This window comes from Pedobacter aquatilis, assembly GCF_032678425.1.
GTDB classification, from domain to species: domain Bacteria; phylum Bacteroidota; class Bacteroidia; order Sphingobacteriales; family Sphingobacteriaceae; genus Pedobacter; species Pedobacter aquatilis_B.
The window spans coordinates 716,113-738,502 of the sequence record NZ_JAVTSG010000002.1; the positions used below are offsets into that span (position 1 = coordinate 716,113).

The 22,390-nt window shown below is 36.4% G+C and carries 24 protein-coding genes and 1 pseudogene; 3 read left to right on the plus strand and 22 right to left on the minus strand.

The window, feature by feature from the left end:
• Positions 1-156: 156 nt before the first annotated feature.
• Positions 157-2,664: a S9 family peptidase gene (locus tag R2Q16_RS09235; protein WP_316736597.1), complete on the plus strand. Its 2,508-nt coding sequence runs from the start codon at positions 157-159 to the stop codon at positions 2,662-2,664.
• Between the two features lie 209 nt (positions 2,665-2,873).
• On the opposite strand, the gene R2Q16_RS09240 is transcribed toward R2Q16_RS09235, so the two are convergent.
• The 17 genes and pseudogenes from R2Q16_RS09240 to R2Q16_RS09315 all read right to left on the minus strand — a co-directional run bounded on the left by R2Q16_RS09240 (position 2,874) and on the right by R2Q16_RS09315 (position 13,428).
• Positions 2,874-3,452, minus strand: a complete 579-nt coding sequence (locus tag R2Q16_RS09240) for a YdeI/OmpD-associated family protein (RefSeq protein ID WP_316736599.1) — start codon at positions 3,450-3,452, stop codon at positions 2,874-2,876.
• Between the two features lie 7 nt (positions 3,453-3,459).
• Positions 3,460-3,876, minus strand: a complete 417-nt coding sequence (locus tag R2Q16_RS09245) for a DUF1761 domain-containing protein (protein WP_316736601.1) — start codon at positions 3,874-3,876, stop codon at positions 3,460-3,462.
• Between the two features lie 75 nt (positions 3,877-3,951).
• On the minus strand, positions 3,952-4,644 hold the full coding sequence (locus tag R2Q16_RS09250) for a YafY family protein (RefSeq protein WP_316736603.1): 693 nt from the start codon (positions 4,642-4,644) through the stop codon (positions 3,952-3,954).
• Positions 4,645-4,686: 42 nt separating this feature from the next.
• The gene (locus R2Q16_RS09255) at positions 4,687-5,331 is read right to left on the minus strand and encodes an NAD-dependent epimerase/dehydratase family protein (RefSeq protein WP_316736605.1); all 645 of its coding nucleotides are present in this window, start codon (positions 5,329-5,331) and stop codon (positions 4,687-4,689) included.
• 10 nt (positions 5,332-5,341) lie between these two features.
• Positions 5,342-5,791 (minus strand): NAD(+)--rifampin ADP-ribosyltransferase, encoded by a 450-nt coding sequence (gene arr, locus R2Q16_RS09260; RefSeq protein ID WP_316736606.1) that lies wholly within the window; start codon positions 5,789-5,791, stop codon positions 5,342-5,344.
• A gap of 19 nt (positions 5,792-5,810) precedes the next feature.
• Positions 5,811-6,878, minus strand: a complete 1,068-nt coding sequence (locus R2Q16_RS09265) for a nitronate monooxygenase (protein ID WP_316736608.1) — start codon at positions 6,876-6,878, stop codon at positions 5,811-5,813.
• A gap of 291 nt (positions 6,879-7,169) precedes the next feature.
• Positions 7,170-7,601, minus strand: a complete 432-nt coding sequence (locus tag R2Q16_RS09270) for a VOC family protein (RefSeq protein ID WP_316736609.1) — start codon at positions 7,599-7,601, stop codon at positions 7,170-7,172.
• 35 nt (positions 7,602-7,636) lie between these two features.
• Complete coding sequence (locus tag R2Q16_RS09275; protein WP_316736610.1) at positions 7,637-8,089, minus strand: nuclear transport factor 2 family protein; 453 nt, start codon at positions 8,087-8,089, stop codon at positions 7,637-7,639.
• Positions 8,090-8,191: 102 nt separating this feature from the next.
• Positions 8,192-8,287: pseudogene (locus tag R2Q16_RS20365) on the minus strand (hypothetical protein); the annotation flags it as partial.
• 64 nt (positions 8,288-8,351) lie between these two features.
• The gene (locus R2Q16_RS09280; RefSeq protein ID WP_316736612.1) at positions 8,352-8,564 is read right to left on the minus strand and encodes a helix-turn-helix transcriptional regulator; all 213 of its coding nucleotides are present in this window, start codon (positions 8,562-8,564) and stop codon (positions 8,352-8,354) included.
• 3 nt (positions 8,565-8,567) lie between these two features.
• A complete protein-coding gene (locus R2Q16_RS09285; protein WP_316736615.1) occupies positions 8,568-9,047 on the minus strand; it encodes a DUF2975 domain-containing protein in 480 nt (159 codons plus the stop codon).
• Between the two features lie 504 nt (positions 9,048-9,551).
• The gene (locus tag R2Q16_RS09290; RefSeq protein ID WP_316736616.1) at positions 9,552-9,968 is read right to left on the minus strand and encodes a VOC family protein; all 417 of its coding nucleotides are present in this window, start codon (positions 9,966-9,968) and stop codon (positions 9,552-9,554) included.
• 136 nt (positions 9,969-10,104) lie between these two features.
• Positions 10,105-10,890, minus strand: coding sequence for a type II CAAX endopeptidase family protein (locus R2Q16_RS09295; protein WP_316736618.1), 786 nt, complete (start codon positions 10,888-10,890; stop codon positions 10,105-10,107).
• Between the two features lie 160 nt (positions 10,891-11,050).
• Positions 11,051-11,644: an SMI1/KNR4 family protein gene (locus R2Q16_RS09300; RefSeq protein ID WP_316736619.1), complete on the minus strand. Its 594-nt coding sequence runs from the start codon at positions 11,642-11,644 to the stop codon at positions 11,051-11,053.
• Positions 11,645-11,807: 163 nt separating this feature from the next.
• The gene (locus tag R2Q16_RS09305) at positions 11,808-12,257 is read right to left on the minus strand and encodes a hypothetical protein (protein ID WP_316736620.1); all 450 of its coding nucleotides are present in this window, start codon (positions 12,255-12,257) and stop codon (positions 11,808-11,810) included.
• Between the two features lie 164 nt (positions 12,258-12,421).
• On the minus strand, positions 12,422-12,766 hold the full coding sequence (locus R2Q16_RS09310) for a hypothetical protein (RefSeq protein WP_316736622.1): 345 nt from the start codon (positions 12,764-12,766) through the stop codon (positions 12,422-12,424).
• 203 nt (positions 12,767-12,969) lie between these two features.
• The gene (locus tag R2Q16_RS09315; RefSeq protein ID WP_316736623.1) at positions 12,970-13,428 is read right to left on the minus strand and encodes a hypothetical protein; all 459 of its coding nucleotides are present in this window, start codon (positions 13,426-13,428) and stop codon (positions 12,970-12,972) included.
• Positions 13,429-13,671: 243 nt separating this feature from the next.
• On the opposite strand from R2Q16_RS09315, the gene R2Q16_RS09320 reads away from it, so the two are divergent.
• On the plus strand, positions 13,672-15,324 hold the full coding sequence (locus tag R2Q16_RS09320) for a M28 family metallopeptidase (protein WP_316736624.1): 1,653 nt from the start codon (positions 13,672-13,674) through the stop codon (positions 15,322-15,324).
• A 276-nt stretch (positions 15,325-15,600) separates the two neighbouring features.
• Here R2Q16_RS09320 and R2Q16_RS09325 read toward each other — a convergent pair whose 3' ends face one another.
• Together R2Q16_RS09325 and R2Q16_RS09330 are read right to left on the minus strand one after the other, a co-directional pair.
• Positions 15,601-16,203: an outer membrane beta-barrel protein gene (locus tag R2Q16_RS09325; RefSeq protein ID WP_316736626.1), complete on the minus strand. Its 603-nt coding sequence runs from the start codon at positions 16,201-16,203 to the stop codon at positions 15,601-15,603.
• A 312-nt stretch (positions 16,204-16,515) separates the two neighbouring features.
• Positions 16,516-17,073: an NAD(P)H-dependent oxidoreductase gene (locus R2Q16_RS09330; protein ID WP_316736627.1), complete on the minus strand. Its 558-nt coding sequence runs from the start codon at positions 17,071-17,073 to the stop codon at positions 16,516-16,518.
• 92 nt (positions 17,074-17,165) lie between these two features.
• Between R2Q16_RS09330 and R2Q16_RS09335 the strand changes: the two genes are divergently transcribed.
• Positions 17,166-18,368: an MFS transporter gene (locus tag R2Q16_RS09335; RefSeq protein WP_316736628.1), complete on the plus strand. Its 1,203-nt coding sequence runs from the start codon at positions 17,166-17,168 to the stop codon at positions 18,366-18,368.
• A gap of 23 nt (positions 18,369-18,391) precedes the next feature.
• Here R2Q16_RS09335 and R2Q16_RS09340 read toward each other — a convergent pair whose 3' ends face one another.
• The 3 genes from R2Q16_RS09340 to R2Q16_RS09350 form a co-directional block, all read right to left on the minus strand.
• Positions 18,392-18,907, minus strand: a complete 516-nt coding sequence (locus tag R2Q16_RS09340) for a DUF6646 family protein (RefSeq protein ID WP_316736629.1) — start codon at positions 18,905-18,907, stop codon at positions 18,392-18,394.
• A 151-nt stretch (positions 18,908-19,058) separates the two neighbouring features.
• The gene (locus tag R2Q16_RS09345) at positions 19,059-19,688 is read right to left on the minus strand and encodes an outer membrane beta-barrel protein (RefSeq protein ID WP_316736630.1); all 630 of its coding nucleotides are present in this window, start codon (positions 19,686-19,688) and stop codon (positions 19,059-19,061) included.
• A gap of 91 nt (positions 19,689-19,779) precedes the next feature.
• Entirely contained in the window at positions 19,780-22,305 is a 2,526-nt protein-coding gene (locus R2Q16_RS09350) for a hypothetical protein (protein WP_316736631.1), read from the minus strand.
• Between the last annotated feature and the right edge of the window lie 85 nt (positions 22,306-22,390).

Genomic DNA, 22,390 nt, shown 5'->3' on the forward strand with positions numbered 1-22,390 from the left:
AGCACAAAACTAAAAAAAAGCAGATTATTTAACACCGAATTAGAAGGTGTTGATAATTTTTTTAATACGCTGCATTAACTAACGCATTTATTACAGAGCACAACAAGCTTTTAGGTTATTAATAAATATTTTTGGCGACTAAAAATCAACTTATTAATGAATAAACTTTACAAACTTATTTTTTTTGCGCAAATAATCTCTTTTTCGGTTGCTGCTCAAACTAAAACATTCACCATTTCTGAAAATATTGCGCCTCAACCAAAGGCAAATTATCAGTTAGCATCGCGATTCTCTCCAAATAAACTAAAGAAAATGGTTTATTCCACTTCAGTAGATCCACATTGGTTAAAATTATCTAATCGTTTCTGGTACACTTTTGAAAGCCCAAAAGGAAAGTTTTGGTACCTGGTTGATCCGGCTTCAAAAAGTAAAAAAGTAATTTTTGATAATGCAAAGCTGGCTGCTGATATTACTTTAATCGTTCGCGACCCGTTTGATGCAGAGCATTTACCATTAGATGAATTTAAATTTGCTTCGGATGAAAAAAGCATCACATTTGAAATTAAAAGTACCATTGATGAGCTGAAGCAAGATAGAAAGGATAAAAAAGCTGCAGATTCTATGCAGAAAAAAATCTTCTCTTTCAGATATGATTTGGCAACAACCAAGCTTACTGAAATTCCAAATTACAGCAAGCCTAAACCAAAACCTAGATGGGGTTCAGTTGCACCAGATTCATCAGCAATTATCTTTTCACGCAATTATAATTTGTACTGGATGGATAAAGAAAACTACAAAAAGGCTGTTAAAAATGAAGATGATAGCACAATTGTAGAGCATCAACTTACAAAAGATGGCGTTAAGTTCTATTCATACGGAAGTGATGGCGATGGAGAAAACAATGTAGAGAATGAAAAAAACAATAAAAAGCGTCGCGGTGCTTATGTGCTGTGGTCGCCAAATTCTAAATATTTCGTTTTAGATAGAACCGATTCTCGTAAGGTTAAAGATTTATGGGTGATTAATAGCGTAACGCCTGGTCGCCCGACTTTAGAAACCTACAAATATCAAATGCCCGGCGAAGCCGAAGCACCAAAAGATGAAACCTTGCTTTTTGATTTTGCTGCCAAAACTTCTAAAAAGTTAAATCTTTCTGCATTTAAAGACCAAAGTATTGGTGTTTGGGGAAGACCAAGTTTAGCAAAAGATAGAGATAACGAATTTCGCCCTTCAATTTGGTTAGGTAACGATAGTAAATTATACTTCTCTCGTACCAGCCGTGATTTAAAACGTATTGATATTGGTACGGTTGAAATTGCTACTGGTAAGGTTACGCCACTAATTGATGAACGTTTTAATACTTATGTTGAAGTGAACCGTCCGGGTTTGGTTAATGATGGTAAAGAACTGATTCATTGGAGCGAGCGTGATGGTTGGGCACATTTCTATCTTTTTGACGGAAACGGAAAGCTTAAAAATCAGATAACTAAAGGTGCTTTTCACTGTGAAAGTATCGTAAATATCGATGAGAAAAACCGTGTGCTTTACTTTACTGCTAACGGTAGAGAAGTAAAGGAAGACCCTTACTACTTGCATTTGTATAGCATCAATTTCGACGGCTCAAATCTTAAATTGTTAAATGCAGGAGATTTTGACCATTTATCGAGCATGAATGATGATAACACGTTCTTTGTAGATAATTATTCAAGGGTAAATACTGCACCAAAATCCAGCGTTTACGATAAGGCCGGAAGAAAAGTAATGGATTTGGAAACCACAGATTTATCACTTTTGATGGCTGCCGGTTACAAATTCCCTGAACCGTTTAAGGTTAAGGCCGATGATGGCATCACCGATTTATACGGTGTAATGTACAAACCGTTTGATTTCGACCCCAATAAAAAATACCCGATTATTGAGTACGTTTACCCTGGGCCACAAACAGAGGCGGTGAATAAAGCCTTCACAAAAAGCATGGATCGTACAGAGCGTTTGGCGCAGTTTGGCTATATTGTGATAACCGTTGGTAACCGTGGTGGTAATCCATCTCGTTCTAAGTGGTACCACACTTATGGTTATGGAAATCTTCGTGATTACGGATTGGCAGATAAAAAGACCGCAATTGAGCAGTTGGCTTCGAAGTACCCTTATATTGATGATACGAAGGTTGGAATTACTGGTCACTCAGGTGGTGGTTTCATGTCGACCGCTGCAATGTTGGTTTATCCGGAGTTTTTCAAAGCTGCGGTTTCGAATGCGGGTAACCATGATAACAGTATTTATAACCGTTGGTGGAGTGAAAAACATCACGGTGTAAAAGAAATTGTTTCGTTAAAGGGTGATACTACCTTCAAATACAGCATTGATAAAAACCCAGATTTAGCTAAAAACTTAAAAGGTCATTTATTATTGATGCATGGTGATGTGGATAATAACGTACATCCTGCTAATAGTATTCGTGTTGCTAATGCTTTAATGAAGGCTGGAAAACGTTTCGATTTCTTGATTATTCCTGGTCAGCGTCATGGTTTTGGTGATATGACGGAATATGCTTTCTGGAAATTGGCAGATCACTTTAATAAATACCTTATCGGAGATTTTTCTAATCCTGAAGATGTTGATTTAACTGAAATGGATAGAGATATTGAGAAGACAGGGAAGTAATTGATGTTTTTTTGAATGGAAAGGCTTGTGTTTATGCACAAGCCTTTTTTTGTTGGGATTAAATCTGTTTTTTTTTATTGCTAGGAGTCAAAGCATCTAATCCGTCATTGCGAAGCCGGGCTTGTGCGGGCTGAAGCAATCTGTTTTTTATGAGTTCGTCATGCTGAACTTGTTTCAGCATCTTAATTCAGCAGATTAAATAATGAAAATTACAAATGCTTAGGTTTAAGGTTCTGACTTGCCCGTTCAGCAACTTCTTTAATTCTTTTTTGTCTTGTTTCAGGTTGTTTGGCTAAAACTATCCATTGTAAAATTGCTTTTCTGGTCGATTTGCTTAAGCTCAAATAAAATTCCATTGAATTAGGATTTTCTGCAAAGGCTTGTTCTAAATCGGCAGGAACAATTAAAGCTTCAACTTCATCAAGGATTGTCCATGAGCCGTTTTGCTTTGCCTTTTCAATAGCAACTAAGCCGGCATCTGTCATCAGCCCTGCTTCAATTAACTTAATAATTTTGTCTTTATTTATTTTCGACCAGGTACCATTTGGCTTGCGCTTACTAAAAAATTGTATGAATTTTCCGTCACCAAGGCTTTTTCTAATACTGTCTATCCAGCCAAAGCATAGGGCTTCTTCAACAGATTCTTCCCAGGTTATGGTCGGCATGTTAGCGCTTTTCTTATAACTAAGCAGCCAAACGGCTTGTGCAGACTCATGGTTTTTTATTAGCCAATTTCGCCATGCTTGTCTACTTGTTGGGTAAAATGTTTCAATACCAGTGTCAGCCATTGTTGAGTTACTTCATCGCAAAAATAATAATTGTAGCGATTAAAATACCCGTTAGATGATAGCTGCCACTAATAATTCCGTAATGAATTGGGTTGGGCATGTTTGGGTTTATTGCAATATTTATGGTATTGGCAACCAGGTAACCAACCCCAATTATTAATGCAAATTCAACAGCCTCAGCATAAGTATTTATGTTTAGTGCATAAACTAAAATTGCGGTAGCCAATACGATGACAAGGGTGCAAATCGCAGGGCCGATAATAAAAATTGGTGCTGGTTTTTCTGGCAAAGCATTTTCTTTTCCAAGTGAAATTGCATACTGTTTCTTGAATAATAAGGTGAACCACAAAGCACCTAGTATAAAATAGGCTACGAAAGCGATTAAAATACCTACCCAGTTTAAATTTGTTAATTGACTAATCATATCTTTTATTTTAATTGATGAGCCACAAAAATAATCGGGGTGTTTGACAGCCCTGTGTCAGGGGTTAAAAATAGATTATGGATGTTTATCAAAAAAATCCTGCAAGGTCATTTTGTGAGGGCTAAAGTTTTCGGAAAGCAACTGCAGGCTTTTAATTCTGTCCAGGCGGAAATACCGAAATTCATTACGTAAACGACACCAGGCAACAAGCAACCAATTTTCTGTTGTGCTAATTAAGGCAAAGGGTTCAATAATTCTATCGGATGTTAGGTTTTGCTCGTTGGTGTAATTTATTTTTGTGAGGTAATAATTTGTAATTGCTGTCTGAAGTTGAGAGATGTTGTTACTCTTTCTTATTCTATTGGTGTTGAACTCAAAGCGGGTTCTATCTGCCAGGAGGTTCACTTTATCTTTTTCAGATTGCTTTAGTACTGCTTTGATTTTATCAACAGCTTCCAGATAATCTCTTACAAAAGATTCATCATTGTTCTTTAAAACCAATTGTTCGGCAAGTATTAATGCATTGGCCTGGCGCTCGGTAAACATAACCGGGGGTATTTTATAACCCTCCATCAGTGTATATCCTTTACCATCTTCCGTTAATATCGGAACGCCTGCTTGCTCTAATGCCCTGATGTCTCTGTAGATGGTTCTTACGCTCACCTTAAATTTATCGGCAAGTGTTGGTGCCGTTGTTAATCTTTTGGTTTGGAGCAGGGTTAAAATTGCCGTTAGTCTGGAAAGTCTTTTTGTATCGTTATTATCCATTAAGGAATGATTTCTATTTCAGCAGATTTTATTTATCTCCGTCTACTTTGATAATTTGAAAATATCGTCTGCTTCCAGAACTTGTTTAGGATAACCTTTTGAAACCGCATTTATCATGGCCTTGCCTACATCTGTCAGCCTTAAGGTTTTAGTAGAGATGAAGGGTGAGACCAACGGGCCTAATATTCTGTAAATCAACTTCGCATTTTGTTGACCTTTGGTTGCGGTCATTATCGCCGGGCGAAAGTTGTATTGCCCTTTGAACGGGAGTTTCATTAAGGCATTTTCCGTTCTACCCTTTACCCTTGCCCACATTACTTTACCTTGCTCTGCACTATCGGTACGACTACCAGATACATAAATGAAAGTCATTTGAGGATTAACTTCAGAAAGAGTTTTGGCGAATGGAACGGCAAAATCGTAAGTTTTCCTGGTGAAGCTTTCTTCGTTTTCGCCGATGGAACTTATTCCAGCGCAAAAAAAGCAAGCATCGTAATTCTTTAATATTGAGGAATGTTCGCCAATTTGAGCAAAGTCTTTCACTAATAGCTCTTTCAGTTTGGGATGTGTGATTTCGTAATGTTTTCTGCTTAAAACCAATACATCGGTTACGGCATTGTTTTCCAAACATTCGAACAAAACACCCTCTCCAACCATTCCGGTTACGCCTGTTATAATTACTTTCATATTTTATTTCTTATAAATCATTTAACGAATCAATACCTTGTTCTTTTAATTTGCGCAAATGCCCTTTCATGGTTTCCACCTGTTCAACCGGATGACCATGCCACTTGCTCACTTCTCCAACCACTTTAAATGGCTGGGTAGAGCGGTAAGATTGTGTTGGGTTACCCGGAAATTTTTTATCGGTTAAATCAGGGTCATCCTCAATTGCTCCGGTTGGCTCTACCAGGTAAATTCTGCCTGGCCCTTCACCAACAGAAAGTTCAGCACCCCAAATGGCTGCATCTAAGGTAGCCGATAAAAAGATATACTTGGCATTTATTCTTTTACCAAAATTTGAATTGAATCCAACGGTAATGAAATCGCCGATTTTTAAATCTGCTTTTGTGCCATGAAAATAAGTCTGGCTAAAAGGTGTGGGGCAGAATTGATTAGGATGAACTTCAGCTTTGTTTTCTTGCATTTGCGATGGTATTTCTTTTTTAATGATGATAGTTTTCTGTATCAGCAATCAGCTTTTTGATAATTTCGGTTGTTGATGCACTGTTGTAACCGTTTATGGATTGTCCGAGCCAGAGGTTTACAAAATCAGCGTTTTTATGGCTTCGTGCTACGCTACGTAAACCAGCTGTTAACTTATTTTGGTAAGGGTAGGGCAGGATGTTGTCGCTATTCTCAGTGGCCTCGATAAAAGTGTTTTTAATTCCTCTGGCATAACGCCCCGAAAAACTTTTGGTTAGCATAATTTCTGATTCCTTTACCTTTCGCAGCCTTTCTTTTTCAAAATCTTTAAGCATACTTTCTGTTGATGCAAGTAATAAGCTGCCTATCTGAAATCCATCGGCGCCCAATGTTTTTGCTGCCAGTAGGGTTTTCGCATCATAAATTCCACCAGCATAAACGATAGGGCTACTGGTGCTGTCTTTTACCTGCGCCAACAAAGATAATCCACCGATGTGGGGTATATCTTCAGATGAAAAGCTACCCCGATGGCCGCCCGCTTCCAATCCCTGCACGCAAATCACATCAATGCCTGATTGTTCTAACGTTACCGCTTCCTGAACAGATGTACAAGTCCCGATTAAAAGTATACCTTTATTTTTTAAGCTATCGATGCTCGCTTGGTCAATGTTTCCAAAAGTAAAACTTAGAATTTTGCAATCTTCTTCAATAATCGCCTCTATTTGTTCGTGATAACTATTGAGTTTTATATCTGCTAGGTCTGGCACCGTAACATCCAATTGGTACTGTGAAGCCAGTTGCTCAATAAAAGCTTTCGCCTTAATATATTGCTGTTTTAAATTTTCGGTAAGTGGAGGGATTTTATGTGTAAAAATATTTGCTGCAAAGTTTCTGTTCGTTAGTTTTTTGGTTGCTCTTATGGCTTCAACACATTGGCTCGCGTTGAGGTCTGCCAAGGCTAAAGAACCTAAACAGTTGGCTTTGTGTGCTGCAGCAACCATTTCAGGACTTGTTACGCCAAACATGGGTGCTTGTATAATTGGGTATTCGATATCTATTAAGCTTGTTAATCTACTTTTCCACCTCATGTTTATGCTATTCGTTTTTGCTATAACGTTTAAATTTGGCTTGGTGTATTGTCATTGGTACGATAAATACCTTCAGAAAATGATGCTTTACAAATTTTAAAATTATTGCGAGGCATCAAATTAAAGGTTGATGTTAACCAAATATATAGATTTTGATTACCTTCAATTGTTATGATAAAATATCGAAAGTCAAGTTTAGCATGTAAAGAAGAAGGGCAATCTGGCAAGATTTTTATGAGTTTGTAACCACTTGCCTCGCCAAATTGCCAATCATTTGTAAATGAAGCGAAATTATTGTGGGTTCTCGTCGAAATTTACCATCCAGTTGATGCCAAATTTATCAACGAACATTCCAAAATATGCACCCCAAAAAGTATTTTCCATAGGCATGGTTACTTTTCCACCTGCAGAAACTGCCGCAAATAATTTATCAGCTTCTGCTTTGCTCTCTGCATTTATCGATACTGAAAAGTTATTTCCTTGAACAAAGGTTGGTGCCCAATCGCCGCCCATATCGCTACCCATTAAAATGGTGTTCCCGATAGGTAAACTTACATGCATAATTTTGTTTTTGTCGCTTTCGGGAACTGAATAACCATCGCCTGATGGCATTTCACCAAAACGACCGATGTAAGCAAATTCGCCACCGAATGCCGATTTGTAAAAGTTAAATGCTTCTTCGCAATTTCCGTTGAAGTTTAAATAAGTGTTTACTGCTGCCATGATTTTATTTTTTTGTTGTTTTTAAATTTAAGATTTTAATGCTGCTTTACATCATTATACTGCCAAAGCACATTGATGATTTTCCAGCTTCCGTTTAGTTTTACGATGTGCATGTAATCAATCCATTCATCTGCAATTAATTTTACAGATGCGGTGCGTTCTGATACATCAAGTAATATAAGATCCTTCTTCGGTTTTGGTGGGAATTTGTCGCCGTTCTTGTTATAACTTTCCGCAAGTAAAACCATCGATTCGGTTGAGGTTTCCCGAACATAATCTTTACCGGTTGATTTATCTTTCCAGAAAGTGCGTTTAACCATTCGGGGGTGTAGTGCACTCTCCATTTGTGCCGGATTTGGTTTGTGCTGCGATTCGATATAACTCAATGCAGCTTTTCTAATTTCTAAAGTATCTTGCTTACTTTGCGCTAAAGCTAAATTGCTTAAAAGAATAAAGAGGGTAATTAAAAATAGGTTCTGGTTTTTCATATTGAGTTAATTCTGTAGTGATTTATTACACTAGGGCGTTGCACTAACATTTTGCACGATAACAATAGAGGAGGGGCAGAAAGTTGCGTTCACTCTTAAGTATTAAAGGGTGAATGTTTTATTCTGTTTAGGAGTAAAGGTAATATTTTTTTGATTATCTGCAGATTTGGTTAAATAATCGTACAGGTAAATAAAATGCTTCGCTTTAGGTGAAACAAAGGCGAAGCATTAGCAGAAGAGATAGGCTTTACAGCAGCGAATATTACTTTTCGTCGCTTACATATTCCAGGATATCGCCAGGCTGGCAATCTAATGCCTTGCAAATGGCTTCAAAGGTGGTAAAACGAATGGCTTTGGCTTTTCCTGTTTTTAAGATGGATAGATTGGATAGGGTGAGGTCGACCTTTTCGGAAAGCTCATTAAGCGACATTTTTCGCTTCGCCATCATTACATCTAGATTTACAATAATTGGCATAGCTTAAATGGTTAGGTCATTTTCTGATTTCATATCAATGGCATTTTGCAATACTTTTTCGAATATAGCGGCCGCGGTGGCCACTACAATGGAAACGAAGGTTGTCATGATGCACATGGCGATAAAACCGGCCGGGTCGTCATCCTGATGATGGTTAAATTTGATGAATAATCCGGCTCCAATAATCATAATGCTTAATGCGATTGCACAATATTTTATGCCCTTCAGGCTTTTCACGGCTTCTGCAGAGAATACTTTATTTTGCCCGATGTAGCCCAATAACCTAAATGCTTTATATAATGCGATAAAAAAGGCAATTGAAGCAGCGTAACCATATAAAATGAATGGGTCGGCGTAAATGCTGACTAAATCTAAGTTCGTGGCTCTGCCTTCGGTTAATGGAACACGTATTAATATGGTAAGCGCAACTAGTGCAATTAGCACAACTACAGCTTGAAGGAATATGGTTGAAGCTCTTTTCATAATATTTGATTATTTAAATTATAAAGCAAACGTAATAAATATTTATTGAATAACAATAAATATTTACTGTTATTTGTTTTTTTTTTAAATCATCTTTTAAAAGTTACTACAGATTTACAGATTAAAGATTTTGTCCTGTTGAGCCTTTGGAAACACAATGATAACCGTCCTTCGACTCCGCTCAGGATGACGAGGAAAAACAAACTAAGATTTTCTAAGATGTCTAAGATGGTGAGTTATTTAAAATAATAAGCCACAGATTTACAGATTAAAACTTTAGTAATGTTGAGCTTGTCGAACACAATGATAATCGTCCTTCGACTCCGCTCAGGATGATAGGAAATACAAACTTAGATTTTCTAAGGTGTCTAAGATGGTGAGTTATTTAAATAACAAGCCACAGATTTACAGGTTAAAACTTTAGCCATGTTGAGCTTGTCGGAACACAGTAGTAATTGTCTTTCGACAAGCTCAGGATAACATTTAGTTTGGTGAAAATCATTGTTACAGTCTGAAATCAATCATCCATTCAATGCCGTATTTATCTCTAAACATGGCAAAAAAGGCATTTGGATTCTGGTTTGATTCTACTTCTACTGCTCCACCTGCCGATAGTCCGTTGAATAATTTTGTGGCTTCTTCATAATTATCTGCCGTGATGGATATTTTTGAACGGTTTTCGTTTTCGTTGGTTGGTCCCATAGCTTCGGGTACATCATTGGCTAATAAAAAATTGCCTCCGATAGGTAGAGCAATATGCATTATCTTATTTTCTTCACTTGCTGCTACCGGGTATTCTTCGCTGGCTATCTCCTTAAAACGGATAATTGTTGAGAACTCGCCACCAAATACTGATTTGTAAAAGTTAAAGGCTTCTTCGGCATTGCCATTGAAGTTAATGTGTGGATTAATAAGTGCCATGGTTTATATTTTTGTTATTCTTTTATTTGGTTATATATCGCATTTTTAAAATCACGATTACCTTTCATCTTCTGTTAATGATAATATTTCCATACAAAATACTCATTTATTATAGATTTTTGGTGTTGATTTAAATTTAGTTTGGCACTTTCCGTATAAGTGTATGTTTGTTAATGGCTAATTTTTCGCCCTTTTTTCTTTTATAAAAAATTGTGAACAAGATGGCGGTTAGGATGGTTAAGCCTCTAAAAATATTGGCTTTTACATCGCCCAAGGCAGAATTATCTACCTGAAAGAGGTGCCATACCAAGTTCATAAATGTGTGCGTAAATATAGGTACCCAGAGGTTGTAATTCCACTCTACGTACAACCAAGCAAAGAAGATGGCGCCAGAAAAAGTAACCATAAAAATTCCGGCTAATTCGGCCAAATCCTGACTTTGATATAAATGCCCAGATGCAAAAATAAACGCCCCGAAAATTACGGCTGGTATAAAGCCTAAGTTTGTGTTTCTGTATAATTGTCCGAATAAAAAGCCCCTAAAATAAAGTTCTTCCATAAATCCGGCAACTATGGTTTTTGCCATTAAATTTTGAAAATCGATTTGCTGATTAAAAGTGAAGCATAAAAAACCACCAAGAAACATCGGCAAGGTAAATAAGATGCTTAAGCATAAGGCCGATAGTGCATTGGATGAAAGCCCCAGACTTTTTAAAATGTTGGTGGTTTTGTTGATTAAGCCAGTTCCAATAAATATCGGAATGCCAATAATGAGGTAGGTTAGTATGTAGCTGGTTAATCCTTGTTGGGTTAGTTTATCTAATCCGAGTTTTATGGATTTAAAATTTTCGAATAAGATGTAATAGGCAATAAAACTTATAATAATCAGGAGGATGTTTTTTATCTGCGGATTGCTTTTCATTTGCTCAACTCAAAATTGGATAGATATAATAAACTGTCGGCTAAATATAGCTATAAGTTGTATTCCTCAGCAGATTTTCTAATAATACGCAAATGCAGTCCTCGTTAATACCTTTGGTTTAAATAGTTATTAAGAAGGAAGAGACTTAAACTAAAGCGGGCTATTCTAAAATAAATTTTTTCGGATAATTCTCAATTTTCTGAACTTGGAAATATTCATCAAACTCGTCTTTATGTTTGGTTTCATACAATTCGATTATTTTTTCAAGGAAACTTTTAAGTGATGGTGCAATTACATTTCGGTCGTTGTCTGCAGGCCAAAATTCAATTAATTGTCCTTTTTGCCCTGTAAAAATTCCTCTTAAATCGTAGCAAATACTGTCTCCGCCACCGTTTTGAAAAATTGGTATCCAGTTTTCGTTCCACCAGTTTTCGATTTCAAAGTCGAACCCAATCATGGACGTAAGTTCAGATGCATCATAAAGTGCCTGATGTAGCGGAATAAAACCAGAATTGTTTACAAAAGATTCGTAACCGTTAGGTTTTTGTCCGTTTTTCCATTTGTATAATGTTCGTAAATCTGCAGGTATTTTAATTCTATAATATTCCGCTAACTTGTCCAGTTGTTCATCGTTCAAGGGTTCATTAAGTTCTGAATAATATTCAGGTCTTAGTGTCGATAAATATTTGTCTAATTTTTGAATGATTTCTTCCATATGGTTGGTATGTGTTTCTTTCTGTAGCGTTACTGTCAACGGTTGAAGTATTGGTGTTCTGTCGGGATTTTTAGCACAAAATTTCAATAAAATTACTACTGTTGAACTTTGGATATATGCTCAATCGAAGACTTAAACCTCGCTATAGCTTCGCTGAGCTCGCAAGCTAGGTTTGGCAAACCCTTGTTGGTAGTAGTGTTTTTTAATTCAATTCACCAACTTTCGGAAATCTGTCAGTAATTTTTTCAAGTTGGTTTAATATTTTCGGAATATGAGTTTGATCAAAATCAATTTCAAATTCTAATTTATTTCCAGTTCCTGCGTTGTCCATTACTTCACACTCAGCTTTTAAATGTCCAATTCCATCTCCAACGATTTTAATTTCAACTTGACTTTCCAGCGTGTTAAATGTTGCAATTCCATTTAGTTTGTCATAAAGTTTTGCTAGTTCGATTTTAAAGCTCACGAAATCAGTAGTCATAAAATCAGCTGTAAATTCTCCTAAAAATCCGCCTGCTCTAACTTTTACAAATCCTTTTACCCAATTTTTATCCCAATCTAATTCCGAATTCGGATGATTGAAACCTATTAAGTCAATTCTTATAAAGTTTCCGCTTTCAGATATTTCAAAAAAGGTTGTTTCTACGTTCATTTTTTTAACATTACTGCCAACGTTTTGCAGGTTTAAGATGAGCCGAAATTATCTGCACAACAGAACCTATTCAACTAATCTAAATAAATTACTTCAAACTTTGTGTTTTCACTTCGCCCGAGGCTTAACTTAAAGCTGTTGTTATATTTAGTTGTAAATGGTTATCAAGGTTTATAGCTTTTCAATAGCTTACTTATTTTCTTGTCCTTAATATTTAAAATGACAATTCCAGTCCAAGCTTTGTTAACATAAAGTCCTTCTGGTTCTTTTTCCAATATTGTAACTTGAACATTGTCTGTCGTAAGTTGGTTACTCAATAAATTTTTCAACTCGATATTTGAAACTTCATTTACCATAACTCTATTTGCTACTATAACTGGTATAGCGTCATTCGCTAACTTCTTGAACGCAATCCGTCTAAAAAATCGATTCTGAATTGAAGTTAGTTGTGTTTCCCTATCTAATAACACAGCTTTTTTTAGCCATATCTCATTTTCTTCAACTGTCATTCCGTATTGGCTATTAGTAAGGTCTTGACCGAACAATATTGTCGTCATACAAAGAAAAAATATTATAGTGGTCAATATTTTCATTTTGTCGTGGCAATTACGTATAACGTTTTGTGGCTTGGCGAAGGGCGGGATTTTTACCGCTAAACTCTTCACGGAGCATGAAGCCTCGCCTATCGCAAATGTGCTGTTATAGGCAGATTTTATGTCTCGTTCCATTCGTCCCAATAGCTTTTGCATATTATGTCAAATTGCTCAATTGTCAGTTCGTTTTTATTCTGGTCAAAAACTTTTATATCCTTACAACTAAGTGTCAAGTTACCTCCACAATAGTCAAAGTCTGTGTTGTGTTGATTACAAGCAATAATTACTTTTTCATCTTTGATGTTAGCGGAAAGCAATTCAAGTTCTGCTTTAAAAATGTCGCTGGGTTCAGTTAAAGTTTGAACTGGTAAATCAAAAAGGCTCGGCCAAGTCGAAAGGAATAAGTCGTCAACTTGTCTGAGTTCAACATAAAAACTATCAAATGACTTGTTAATACGTTCTGCTAAACATTGGCACTCTACCGTCAAAGTCAGTAAGTTTTTGTCACCAGTCCACGCTGAGATTGTTCCATCATGAAGGATTGAAAAAATATCTTTTATGTCTTCGGTTACTGTCATTCTAAATTTGCCTATCACTTATTTATATGTTCCACAATATCATCCAAATCTATCCCTAATATAACCAAATATTGGTTAATTAGCCCCGATAGAAATGGAAAGCCCGCATCCCGATTTTTTATCGGGGGCGGCTTGAAGTGGATAGCGGGACCAACATAAAAAAGGACTTCTGTTATTGCGCTTCAAATGATTTAACAAATAAAGCCAAGAATTTTTTTATAAATTACCTTCAAATTAAATTTTATGAAGAGAACCTTATTTTACCTTTCTGCCTTTGCAATTGGCTTAACGGCCTGTAAACAAAGCGCCGAAAGCACAGCCGATGCGCCAGATTCTACCGCCATAAAAGCGATTAACGATAGCAGCTTAACGCAATATTTATCAGTTATTGCAGCTGATAGCTTAGAGGGCAGGAAGCCTTTTACTAATGGCGAAACGAAAACCATTAACTATTTAAAGGCTGAATTTGAGAAGCTTGGTTTAGAACCGGGCAACGGTGATAGCTATTTTCAGGAAGTACCTATGGTGGAAATAAAATCTGTACCGGAAGATAGGATGGTGATTAAGGGGGCGGGCAAAGATTTAACCTTGAATTATTTAACGGAGTTTGTAGCTGGTTCTCGTCGTGTTCAGGAAGAGGTGAACATTAAAAATTCGCCACTTGTTTTTGCGGGTTACGGAATTGTTGCGCCTGAGTACGGCTGGAACGATTACAAGAATTTAGATGTTAAGGGGAAAACGGTTGTGGTGCTGATAAACGACCCTGGATTTGCAGATTCTACATTGTTTAAAGGCAAGAACATGACTTACTACGGTCGTTGGACATATAAATTTGAAGAGGCTTCGAGACAAGGTGCAGCTGGTGTTTTAATTGTACACGATACGGAGCCTGCGGCTTACCCGTGGACAGTAGTTCGGAGCGGTTGGTCTAAATCAAAGCTTCAGTTGCAAGCTCCGGATAATGGCATGAACAGAACGGTTGTTGAGGGGTGGATTGGTTTGGATGTGGCGAAGAAACTGTTCGCGTTGGGCGGTCAATCTTTTGATGCCTTGGCGGCAAGTGCTCGCAAAAAAGATTTCAAGGCTGTTGATTTAAAATCGACTACTTCGCTTACGGTTAAGAATAAAATTAAAAAATCGGTTACTTATAATGTTATCGCCACCATCAAGGGCGATAAACGCAAGGATGAGGCAATTATTTATTCGGCACATTGGGACCATTTAGGCATTGGTGAAAAGGTTCAGGGCGATTCGATTTACAACGGTGCGGTTGATAATGCGACAGGTGTGGCTTCGTTATTTGAAATTGCTTCGGCTTTTAAGAAATTGCCGAAAGCACCTGAAAGGAGCATTGTTTTTATTTCTTACACGGCAGAGGAGCAGGGTTTGTTGGGTTCAGAGTTTTATGCGAAGCATCCGGTATTTCCGCTAAAGAAAACGGTTGCGAATATTAACATGGATATGATGGGGCTTGCGGGCAAAACAAAGGATATTGTGGTGTATGGTTTTGGTCAGTCGGAGTTGGAAGATTATGCTGCGGCATCGGCTAAAAAGCAGGGTCGTGTAATTGTACCAGACCCGGTTCCTTCATCGGGCTTGTATTACCGTTCAGACCATTTTAACCTGGCGAAAGTTGGTGTGCCTTCTTTGTTTACAGGTTCGGGCGTTGATAATGTTAAAAATGGCAGGGAATGGGGTTTAAAACAGGTTGCTGATTTTACTAAAAACCGTTATCATTCGCCACAGGATAATTTTGATGCAAATACCTGGGATTTATCGGGTATTGTAGAGGATGTTCGGTTGGTGTTTGACTTGGGATATAAATTAAGCAATGAAAGCCATTACCCGACCTGGAAGGAGGGCTCGGAGTTTAAGTCGATAAGGGAAAAGAAATAGTTTTTTGCTTTTTTGGCCACATATTGGCTGATTTTCTTCGACTCCGCTCAGGATGACAGACTGATAGAAAGTAATTTGGTTTTTGTGTATTCTGTGTTTCCGTGGCAACTATTTTTAGCTACAGATTGGTAGATATTTTTTATTGATTATTGTTTAGACAAAGCCAAAGATAATAAGACAATTAAATCTGCGGCTTAACTCAAAATGAAAAAAGCCACAGGCTAGCAGGAAAAATCCGCTAATCTGTGGCTTCTTTGTTGAATTTATTTCCTTAAACTAGAAGTGGAACATTACACCTAATTTTGGTGCGAATGTTTCAGCATCTAAACCAAAAGAGTTTGAAGTAACTTTAGCACCAGTTGCTTCGTTTTTAGCCTGGAAGTTTTGGTAGCCTAAACCGTTAACCGAAACTTCGATACCAATTCTTTTAGTTGGGAAGAAAGCAAAACCTGGCGCTACATTTACACCGATTGATGTAGTAGAAGCAACTTTTGCACCTGTATCGCCATTTGGCGCAACAACTTTATTTGAACCAAAAGCCATTGGTACTGATAATTGACCGAAGAATTTAAACTGATCTGATAAACCAACATAGTAACGACCGAAAGGCGCAACTACAAATGCTTCGTTTTGAACTAAACGGCTTACTTCTTTATCCGAAGTATAACCTACACCTGTACCAATTGCAAAGTTATTTCCTACAAAATAACCAATACTTGGAATAATGTTAAAGCTAACATCTGATTTTTGAGCACCTTCTACTTTAGTTGAATTGAAACCAACACTACCGCCTAAAATTACTTTTCCTTTTTCTGTTTGTGCATTAGCACTGTACACTAAACCTGCAACTGCTACTAATGATAATAATAGTTTTTTCATCTTTTTTTATTATTTATTTGTTTAAAACTATAGTCAGTTTTTAGCGTTTTAACATCTGACTATATTTGGCTAAAAGTCAACACTTGTGCCAAAAAACATTCATAAAGTCATAAAAAAATCAGTTTATAGCTAACTTGTTTATTAGTAATTAGATATAAATTTGATGTTAAATCAATATTATTTTAGTGTGACGTAATATTAATCAATCGATTAATTTTTAGGTGTGACAGAAATTGACAATCTGACTTTTTTTGTATAAATGTCAGAAATTTTAAAGCCGGTTTTGACAGCCTACGTGTCAGTTAATGCGCATTATACATGACATGCGGAAATCAGGTTTTCTACTTTTCTCTTGATTAAACTCAATGTTTTCTCATCGGTAAGTTCGCCATTTTCGTCAAATTTATTTTGGGCTTGTGCAATTAAAACCTCTGGCTGTAAAACCGGATTCATGTTTAAAAAAGTAAAAACAGGCAGAAAAGCCGTTTGCATTCTAACCGTTCCCCACATACCTTGTGTTGCCCCAATAATCGCCACAGGTTTGTGCATTAAAGGGGAATCTTTTCCACGGCTTGCCCAATCGATGGCATTTTTTAATCCTCCCGGGATAGAGTAATTATATTCTGGAGAAGCAATTATAAAAGCATCGGCTTTAGCCAAGGCATCTCTAAATTTTACGACAGCATCCGGACGGTTCTCCACTTCAGGAATATCATTATCTGCATTGTAAACCGGAACATCATCATAACTAACAATCTCAAATGAGATGCCTTCGGGTACTAAACTTCCGGCGATTTTTAAAAGTAAAGCATTGTACGAGCCCTTCCTTAGGCTTCCGCATAAACCAATTATTTTTCTGTTCTTTTCCATAGTTTGTAAACTTAATAAATCGTCTAAATGTTTTGGCTCATCCTACCTCACAAAAAATTGAATTGTTTACATTTGCAACAAGTGCTAATTTTATGACAGATTCCTCATCCACAAAAGCAATTGTTGAAAAAACAGTATTTCCAATTCTTTTTGCCTTAAGTTTTTCGCATTTATTAAATGATACCATACAATCTTTAATTCCTGCTATTTATCCGATTATCAAAACAAATTACCATTTAAGTTTTTCGCAAATCGGCTTAATTACCTTAACCTTTCAATTAGCGGCATCATTGCTGCAGCCTTTTGTTGGTTTATATACCGATAAAAAACCACAGCCATATTCTTTAGCGGTTGGTATGGGTTTTACCTTATTGGGTTTAATTACGCTATCACAGTCTACACATTTTTATACCATGCTGATTTCGGTTTGTTTAATCGGTATCGGCTCGTCTATATTTCATCCCGAAGCTTCGAGAATGGCGCATGCCGCATCTGGCGGGAAAAGAGGTTTGGCACAATCGGTATTTCAATTGGGCGGTAATGCAGGGAGTTCTTTAGGGCCATTATTAGCGGCGTGGATTATTGTGCCTTACGGACAAATGAGTGTTATCTGGTTTTCGGTAATTGCCTTGCTGGCGATAGTAATTTTAAGCTACGTAGGCAATTGGTATAAAGGTTTTGTTTTGTCTAGAAGTAAAAAGGCGAGTATTCAAACCGTTGTTAATCAGTTTTCGCGAAGCAAGGTTATATTTTCGGTTTGTATTTTATTGCTGCTGATTTTCTCGAAATACTTTTACATGGCGAGTTTAACTAACTATTTTACTTTCTATTTGATAGATAAATTCCATGTTTCTGTACAAACCTCGCAGATATATTTATTCGTATTCTTATTTTCGGTAGCTGCAGGAACATTATTAGGCGGGCCGATAGGCGACAAGATAGGCCGTAAATATGTAATCTGGGCATCGATATTAGGAACAGCTCCATTTGCTTTACTATTGCCCCATGCAAACTTATTTTGGATTGGTATTTTAATCGTGCCTATCGGGATGATTTTAGCCTCTGCTTTCTCCGCAATTTTAGTTTATGCACAAGAATTGATTCCGGGTAAAGTTGGTTTGGTTGCGGGTTTGTTTTTTGGTTTTGCCTTTGGGATGGGTGGAATTGGTTCGGCACTATTAGGTAAACTAGCCGATAGTACCAGTATTGAATATGTATTTAATATTTGTGCTTTTCTGCCATTAATCGGCTTGTTAACAGGATTTCTTCCAAATATCGAAACGAAGAAAAAATAGGGTAGGGATGATTTTTAAAAGATTTATTTGGTTAAATCGAAGGCAACACCAGCATTTAGCGTAAATTGGTTGTTCAGCCTTTCATAACCAATTGCATCGGCATTGTACCTTGCAATGGGGAATTGTGCTTCGGCGAAAAGACCAAAACCTTTTGCAAAGAAAATTTTGCCTCCAAGGTGGCCACCAAAGTTTTTTAAACCAAGGTTTAAGCCAGGGTAAACATCAACATTTGTTGGTAAACCAATAACACTGCCTAAGTTTGCGTTAAATTTTGCTTTTAAGTCGAATCTATCGCCAAAGCCAGGCTGCTCAATACCTGCGAATTTTTTAACCCCTAAAACGTAGCCTGCTTGTGCACCAATCGAAAAACTCGGACCAACGCCATAATCTAACGAGGTAACAATTCCGGTTCCCCATTTCTGAAAACTTGCACCAATCTGGTACCTCAAATCGTCTTTGCCTTTGTAAGCATCAATCTGTGCATTTACCTGATTAAAAGCTAAAACCACTAAAAATAAACTTGTAATAATCTTTCTCATTTTTTGTTAAATAAATAATGTAAAGGGGCAAAGCTAATAAAATTTACAACTTATAGTTGTGAAATTAAGCTATGATTGAGGACTATTTCCAAAAAAAATCCCACCAAAAAAATATTTGGCGGGATTACAGGTAGATGAGAAAGGGTTATATTTAGAAGAGAATGTAAATTTTAAAACCTAAATTATTAATGAAACCTTGGCTGCTTAAATTAAAACTGGTTTGCTTTGATTTACTGGTTGAAGAAAATGCCATATCTGTAGTTTCTGATGAACTGTAAGCTACATCAGCTGATAGTAAACTGGTTTCAAGGGCAAATCTTTTTGATAAAAACCACGTAATACCACCATATGCACCTAATGAGTAGGTATTGCCTTTATATTCTATGGGCGATGTATTTTGTGGATTCGTTTGTGTGCCGTGTATATAGCTTCCTTTACCGCCTGCATAGGCATACAAAGTTTTAAATAATGGGAAATATTTTTGGTATGATAAGTTTCCTCCGTAGTTCTTATAACCATATGTTTGCATTGAGTTGCCAGAAATCTTATTCTCTCCATAGGTAAGTTCTAACCCAATTTTACTGTTATCCTTAAAAAAATATCCATAACCTAATGTGAAAAGATTGTATTTGCTTTCGCTTTGCTCCACATTGTTAAAAATGCTTTTACTTGAGTTAACATTTACACCAAAGCTTAAAGCATTTGTTCCTTTGGTTTGTGCAATTGCCGTGGCAGAGAGGCATAGTACTGCCATCATCGTAATTAATAGTTGTTTTTTCATTTGTGTTTTTTTGTGTGTATCCAATATTAGATAAAAAAACACAAAGCAACTAATCGTTTAGTTTAAAGATATGTAACTATTTAGTTATAAGTTAATTTATTTTTAAGCTAAGTGTTTTGAAACCAAAGTTTCCATTCATATCAGCACCTTCAATCCAAACGGTATAACTTCCTTTTTTATCAGCAGAAAAAAATGAAAAACTACCGCTCCCGTTGGCATCTGTTATAAGATTTGGTTGCCAGAATATGGTAGAGCGGTAGTCGGGTTTTTTATCTGGTTTATTAACTGCTGTGTATCGCGGACTGTAAAATACTTTACTATCACCATAGCTAAACTGCGGTTTATATTTATACATGTTCGCTACTTTTTTTATAAACGGTCCTTCTCCGGTTCGGGTGGTAATTTCTACAAAAGTATATTCTTTATCATCTCTCGGGTCTAAAAATCTTGACCGATAAGTATTGCTATATCTGCGACTTCCCATTACTTCCATGCCTTTAATATCTTCGGCAGTGTAGTATTTCAAATAAGAATTTATATAGTTTATATATTCATTGCCGGGGATTCCTGTTCGCTCATAGAAAAAATCTACATCAATGCCATCTATAATTAACTTGAATATATCAGAATTTACAACATAGAAAGAGGTACCGTCTTTACCAAACTTCATTTTAAACCCTTTCAGATTATCTTCCAAGACATTTAGGAGTGTTCTCTTGGCTACTTTATCCATATCCTCTTCACTCAGAACCTGGTCAGCATTTCCGGCTCCGTTTAAATTTTTAGAGTTTTTAATAATCTTTTTTCCAACAATTTTAACTTCCCTTAAATTAATTCCACTTTTAAAAGCCACTTTGTACTCTTCGTTCTTGATATCGATAAATTGCTGACTTAAGCTATCAGGAGTTTCAACATTTATAATGCCTCTTTTTTTTATAGGGGAAACAAATGGAGCATTTTTAAATTCATTTAATTGTACACCCAAGGTTCCGACTTTATTTTTTGAGTTTCGGGCCTGAATAATAAATGAAGCGCTATCTAATTGCGGAAAATTATCGAAAACGAATTCGCCCTTATCATTGGTTACGGTATCTATAACCGTTGAATATTTTTTCATCCCCATCAAAATCATATTTGCTTTGTTAACTGGCTTATTAAGCATATTGGTCACTTTTCCAGTGATTTTAAAATCTTTCTCGGCTATGAAAACTGGTTTTTTGTATTCATTCCAATTGTAACTCACCCAAGCCTGAGTAAGCATTAGTGCTTCTAAATCGTTGTGTTTAGTTTCATCAAATTTTTGGAAATAATAACCCGGTTGCTCAATCTCGCCTTTTAAATCAGAACTTAATAAAATGTATGAAAGAATGTTTTCGTCATTTAGTGAATCCTTTTTGATTTGATTATCATCCGTTACTGCTATTGAAAATGCTCCGGAAATTGGTTTTCCTTCATCATCGCTTACACTTAAATTAACAGAAATACTATCGCGGATGTTATAAATCAAATTTGAAGAAAGGGCATTTATCTTTAAATCATCATTATGGTTGATGAAGAAACTCCGCTCGTTTATAATTTGACCTTTAGTATTCTGTAATAGAATTTGACAAACACCCGTTGGGAATAGTGATTTCGCAATCTTAAACGGACGATATTGTTTACGTGATTTTATTTGTGCCTGAAAGCAAATGGTACCTCTCGATTGACCAATAATGGTAAGTTCTTGTTCGGGCAAATCGGAATAAGCCTGAATGCTAATTGAATCCGTATTGTAATAATTAAAGAGCCTAAAATAGGCACCGTATGTAGTTGCTTTTGGGAAATTTATTTTTTTTAGATTTTGGTATTCGTTAACTTTAACTTCATAGTTTTCGTTAGCAGTTGGTATCATTTCGAAGTAGCCCATACCCATTTCATTTGAATTAAAGTTGGCTACAAGCTGTTGCTTTGAATCGAGAATGGAGCCAGATATTTTTATTCCCTTTCCATTTTGACCCAAGGCTTTGAAAGCCATTTTTTGATTTTTCTCGGCTAACCAAATTCCAGATTCGGGTAAAAATTGTAAATCTATTGCTTGTTGGCTTTCAGCAGGTGATTCTACAATTTTGGGTGATTTGACTTTCCTTTTGGTTTCTACCTCTGTAATTTGTTCTTCTTTTAAGAAGTCGAGAATTTTAAAGGATTTTGAGAAAATATAGGTTTGCCCAAAGTTTTGCATCCAATTGGTGTAGGCCCTAAATGTATAACTGCCTTGTTTGTAAATCTCTGGTTTTAATGCAAAGCCTGCCCATGTTAAACCCATGCTGGTAGGCATACTCATGGTTTGTATTATCACACCAGTTGCATCAACGATTTCGAAATATACTAAACCACTGATCTTGGAAAAGCTGTTTGTATTGGCATCGACTAAGTATGCTTTAAACCACAATGTATCTTGTGGAACAAATGTGGCTCTATCTAAATGAACATAAATCTTTTCCCTTGGTGCAATCTTCAGTAAACTATCGTATTTACTGACTAACTTTTTATCGTGTAAATTTGTGCCTTGCGAAAATGCTTGATGATATGTTGTGAATAGGATTACACAACAGAAAAAAATGTAGAGCGATTTAGTCATAAGCGTAATGGATGTAACTCCAAATTACTACTTAATTTTTAGTTATAAAAAAAGAGGCTATTTATTAACAGCCTCTTTACAAATT

Bases quoted from the DNA above. Each gene is read 5' to 3' on its own strand.
- R2Q16_RS09235 (WP_316736597.1), top strand. From the start codon at position 157: ATGAATAAACTTTACAAACTTATTTTTTTTGCGCAAATAATCTCTTTT.
- R2Q16_RS09240 (WP_316736599.1), bottom strand. From the start codon at position 3,452: ATGGCTGACACTGGTATTGAAACATTTTACCCAACAAGTAGACAAGCA.
- R2Q16_RS09245 (WP_316736601.1), bottom strand. From the start codon at position 3,876: ATGATTAGTCAATTAACAAATTTAAACTGGGTAGGTATTTTAATCGCT.
- R2Q16_RS09250 (WP_316736603.1), bottom strand. From the start codon at position 4,644: ATGGATAATAACGATACAAAAAGACTTTCCAGACTAACGGCAATTTTA.
- R2Q16_RS09255 (WP_316736605.1), bottom strand. From the start codon at position 5,331: ATGAAAGTAATTATAACAGGCGTAACCGGAATGGTTGGAGAGGGTGTT.
- arr (WP_316736606.1), bottom strand. From the start codon at position 5,791: ATGCAAGAAAACAAAGCTGAAGTTCATCCTAATCAATTCTGCCCCACA.
- R2Q16_RS09265 (WP_316736608.1), bottom strand. From the start codon at position 6,878: ATGAGGTGGAAAAGTAGATTAACAAGCTTAATAGATATCGAATACCCA.
- R2Q16_RS09270 (WP_316736609.1), bottom strand. From the start codon at position 7,601: ATGGCAGCAGTAAACACTTATTTAAACTTCAACGGAAATTGCGAAGAA.
- R2Q16_RS09275 (WP_316736610.1), bottom strand. From the start codon at position 8,089: ATGAAAAACCAGAACCTATTTTTAATTACCCTCTTTATTCTTTTAAGC.
- R2Q16_RS09280 (WP_316736612.1), bottom strand. From the start codon at position 8,564: ATGCCAATTATTGTAAATCTAGATGTAATGATGGCGAAGCGAAAAATG.
- R2Q16_RS09285 (WP_316736615.1), bottom strand. From the start codon at position 9,047: ATGAAAAGAGCTTCAACCATATTCCTTCAAGCTGTAGTTGTGCTAATT.
- R2Q16_RS09290 (WP_316736616.1), bottom strand. From the start codon at position 9,968: ATGGCACTTATTAATCCACACATTAACTTCAATGGCAATGCCGAAGAA.
- R2Q16_RS09295 (WP_316736618.1), bottom strand. From the start codon at position 10,890: ATGAAAAGCAATCCGCAGATAAAAAACATCCTCCTGATTATTATAAGT.
- R2Q16_RS09305 (WP_316736620.1), bottom strand. From the start codon at position 12,257: ATGAACGTAGAAACAACCTTTTTTGAAATATCTGAAAGCGGAAACTTT.
- R2Q16_RS09310 (WP_316736622.1), bottom strand. From the start codon at position 12,766: ATGACAGTTGAAGAAAATGAGATATGGCTAAAAAAAGCTGTGTTATTA.
- R2Q16_RS09315 (WP_316736623.1), bottom strand. From the start codon at position 13,428: ATGACAGTAACCGAAGACATAAAAGATATTTTTTCAATCCTTCATGAT.
- R2Q16_RS09320 (WP_316736624.1), top strand. From the start codon at position 13,672: ATGAAGAGAACCTTATTTTACCTTTCTGCCTTTGCAATTGGCTTAACG.
- R2Q16_RS09325 (WP_316736626.1), bottom strand. From the start codon at position 16,203: ATGAAAAAACTATTATTATCATTAGTAGCAGTTGCAGGTTTAGTGTAC.
- R2Q16_RS09330 (WP_316736627.1), bottom strand. From the start codon at position 17,073: ATGGAAAAGAACAGAAAAATAATTGGTTTATGCGGAAGCCTAAGGAAG.
- R2Q16_RS09335 (WP_316736628.1), top strand. From the start codon at position 17,166: ATGACAGATTCCTCATCCACAAAAGCAATTGTTGAAAAAACAGTATTT.
- R2Q16_RS09340 (WP_316736629.1), bottom strand. From the start codon at position 18,907: ATGAGAAAGATTATTACAAGTTTATTTTTAGTGGTTTTAGCTTTTAAT.
- R2Q16_RS09345 (WP_316736630.1), bottom strand. From the start codon at position 19,688: ATGAAAAAACAACTATTAATTACGATGATGGCAGTACTATGCCTCTCT.
- R2Q16_RS09350 (WP_316736631.1), bottom strand. From the start codon at position 22,305: ATGACTAAATCGCTCTACATTTTTTTCTGTTGTGTAATCCTATTCACA.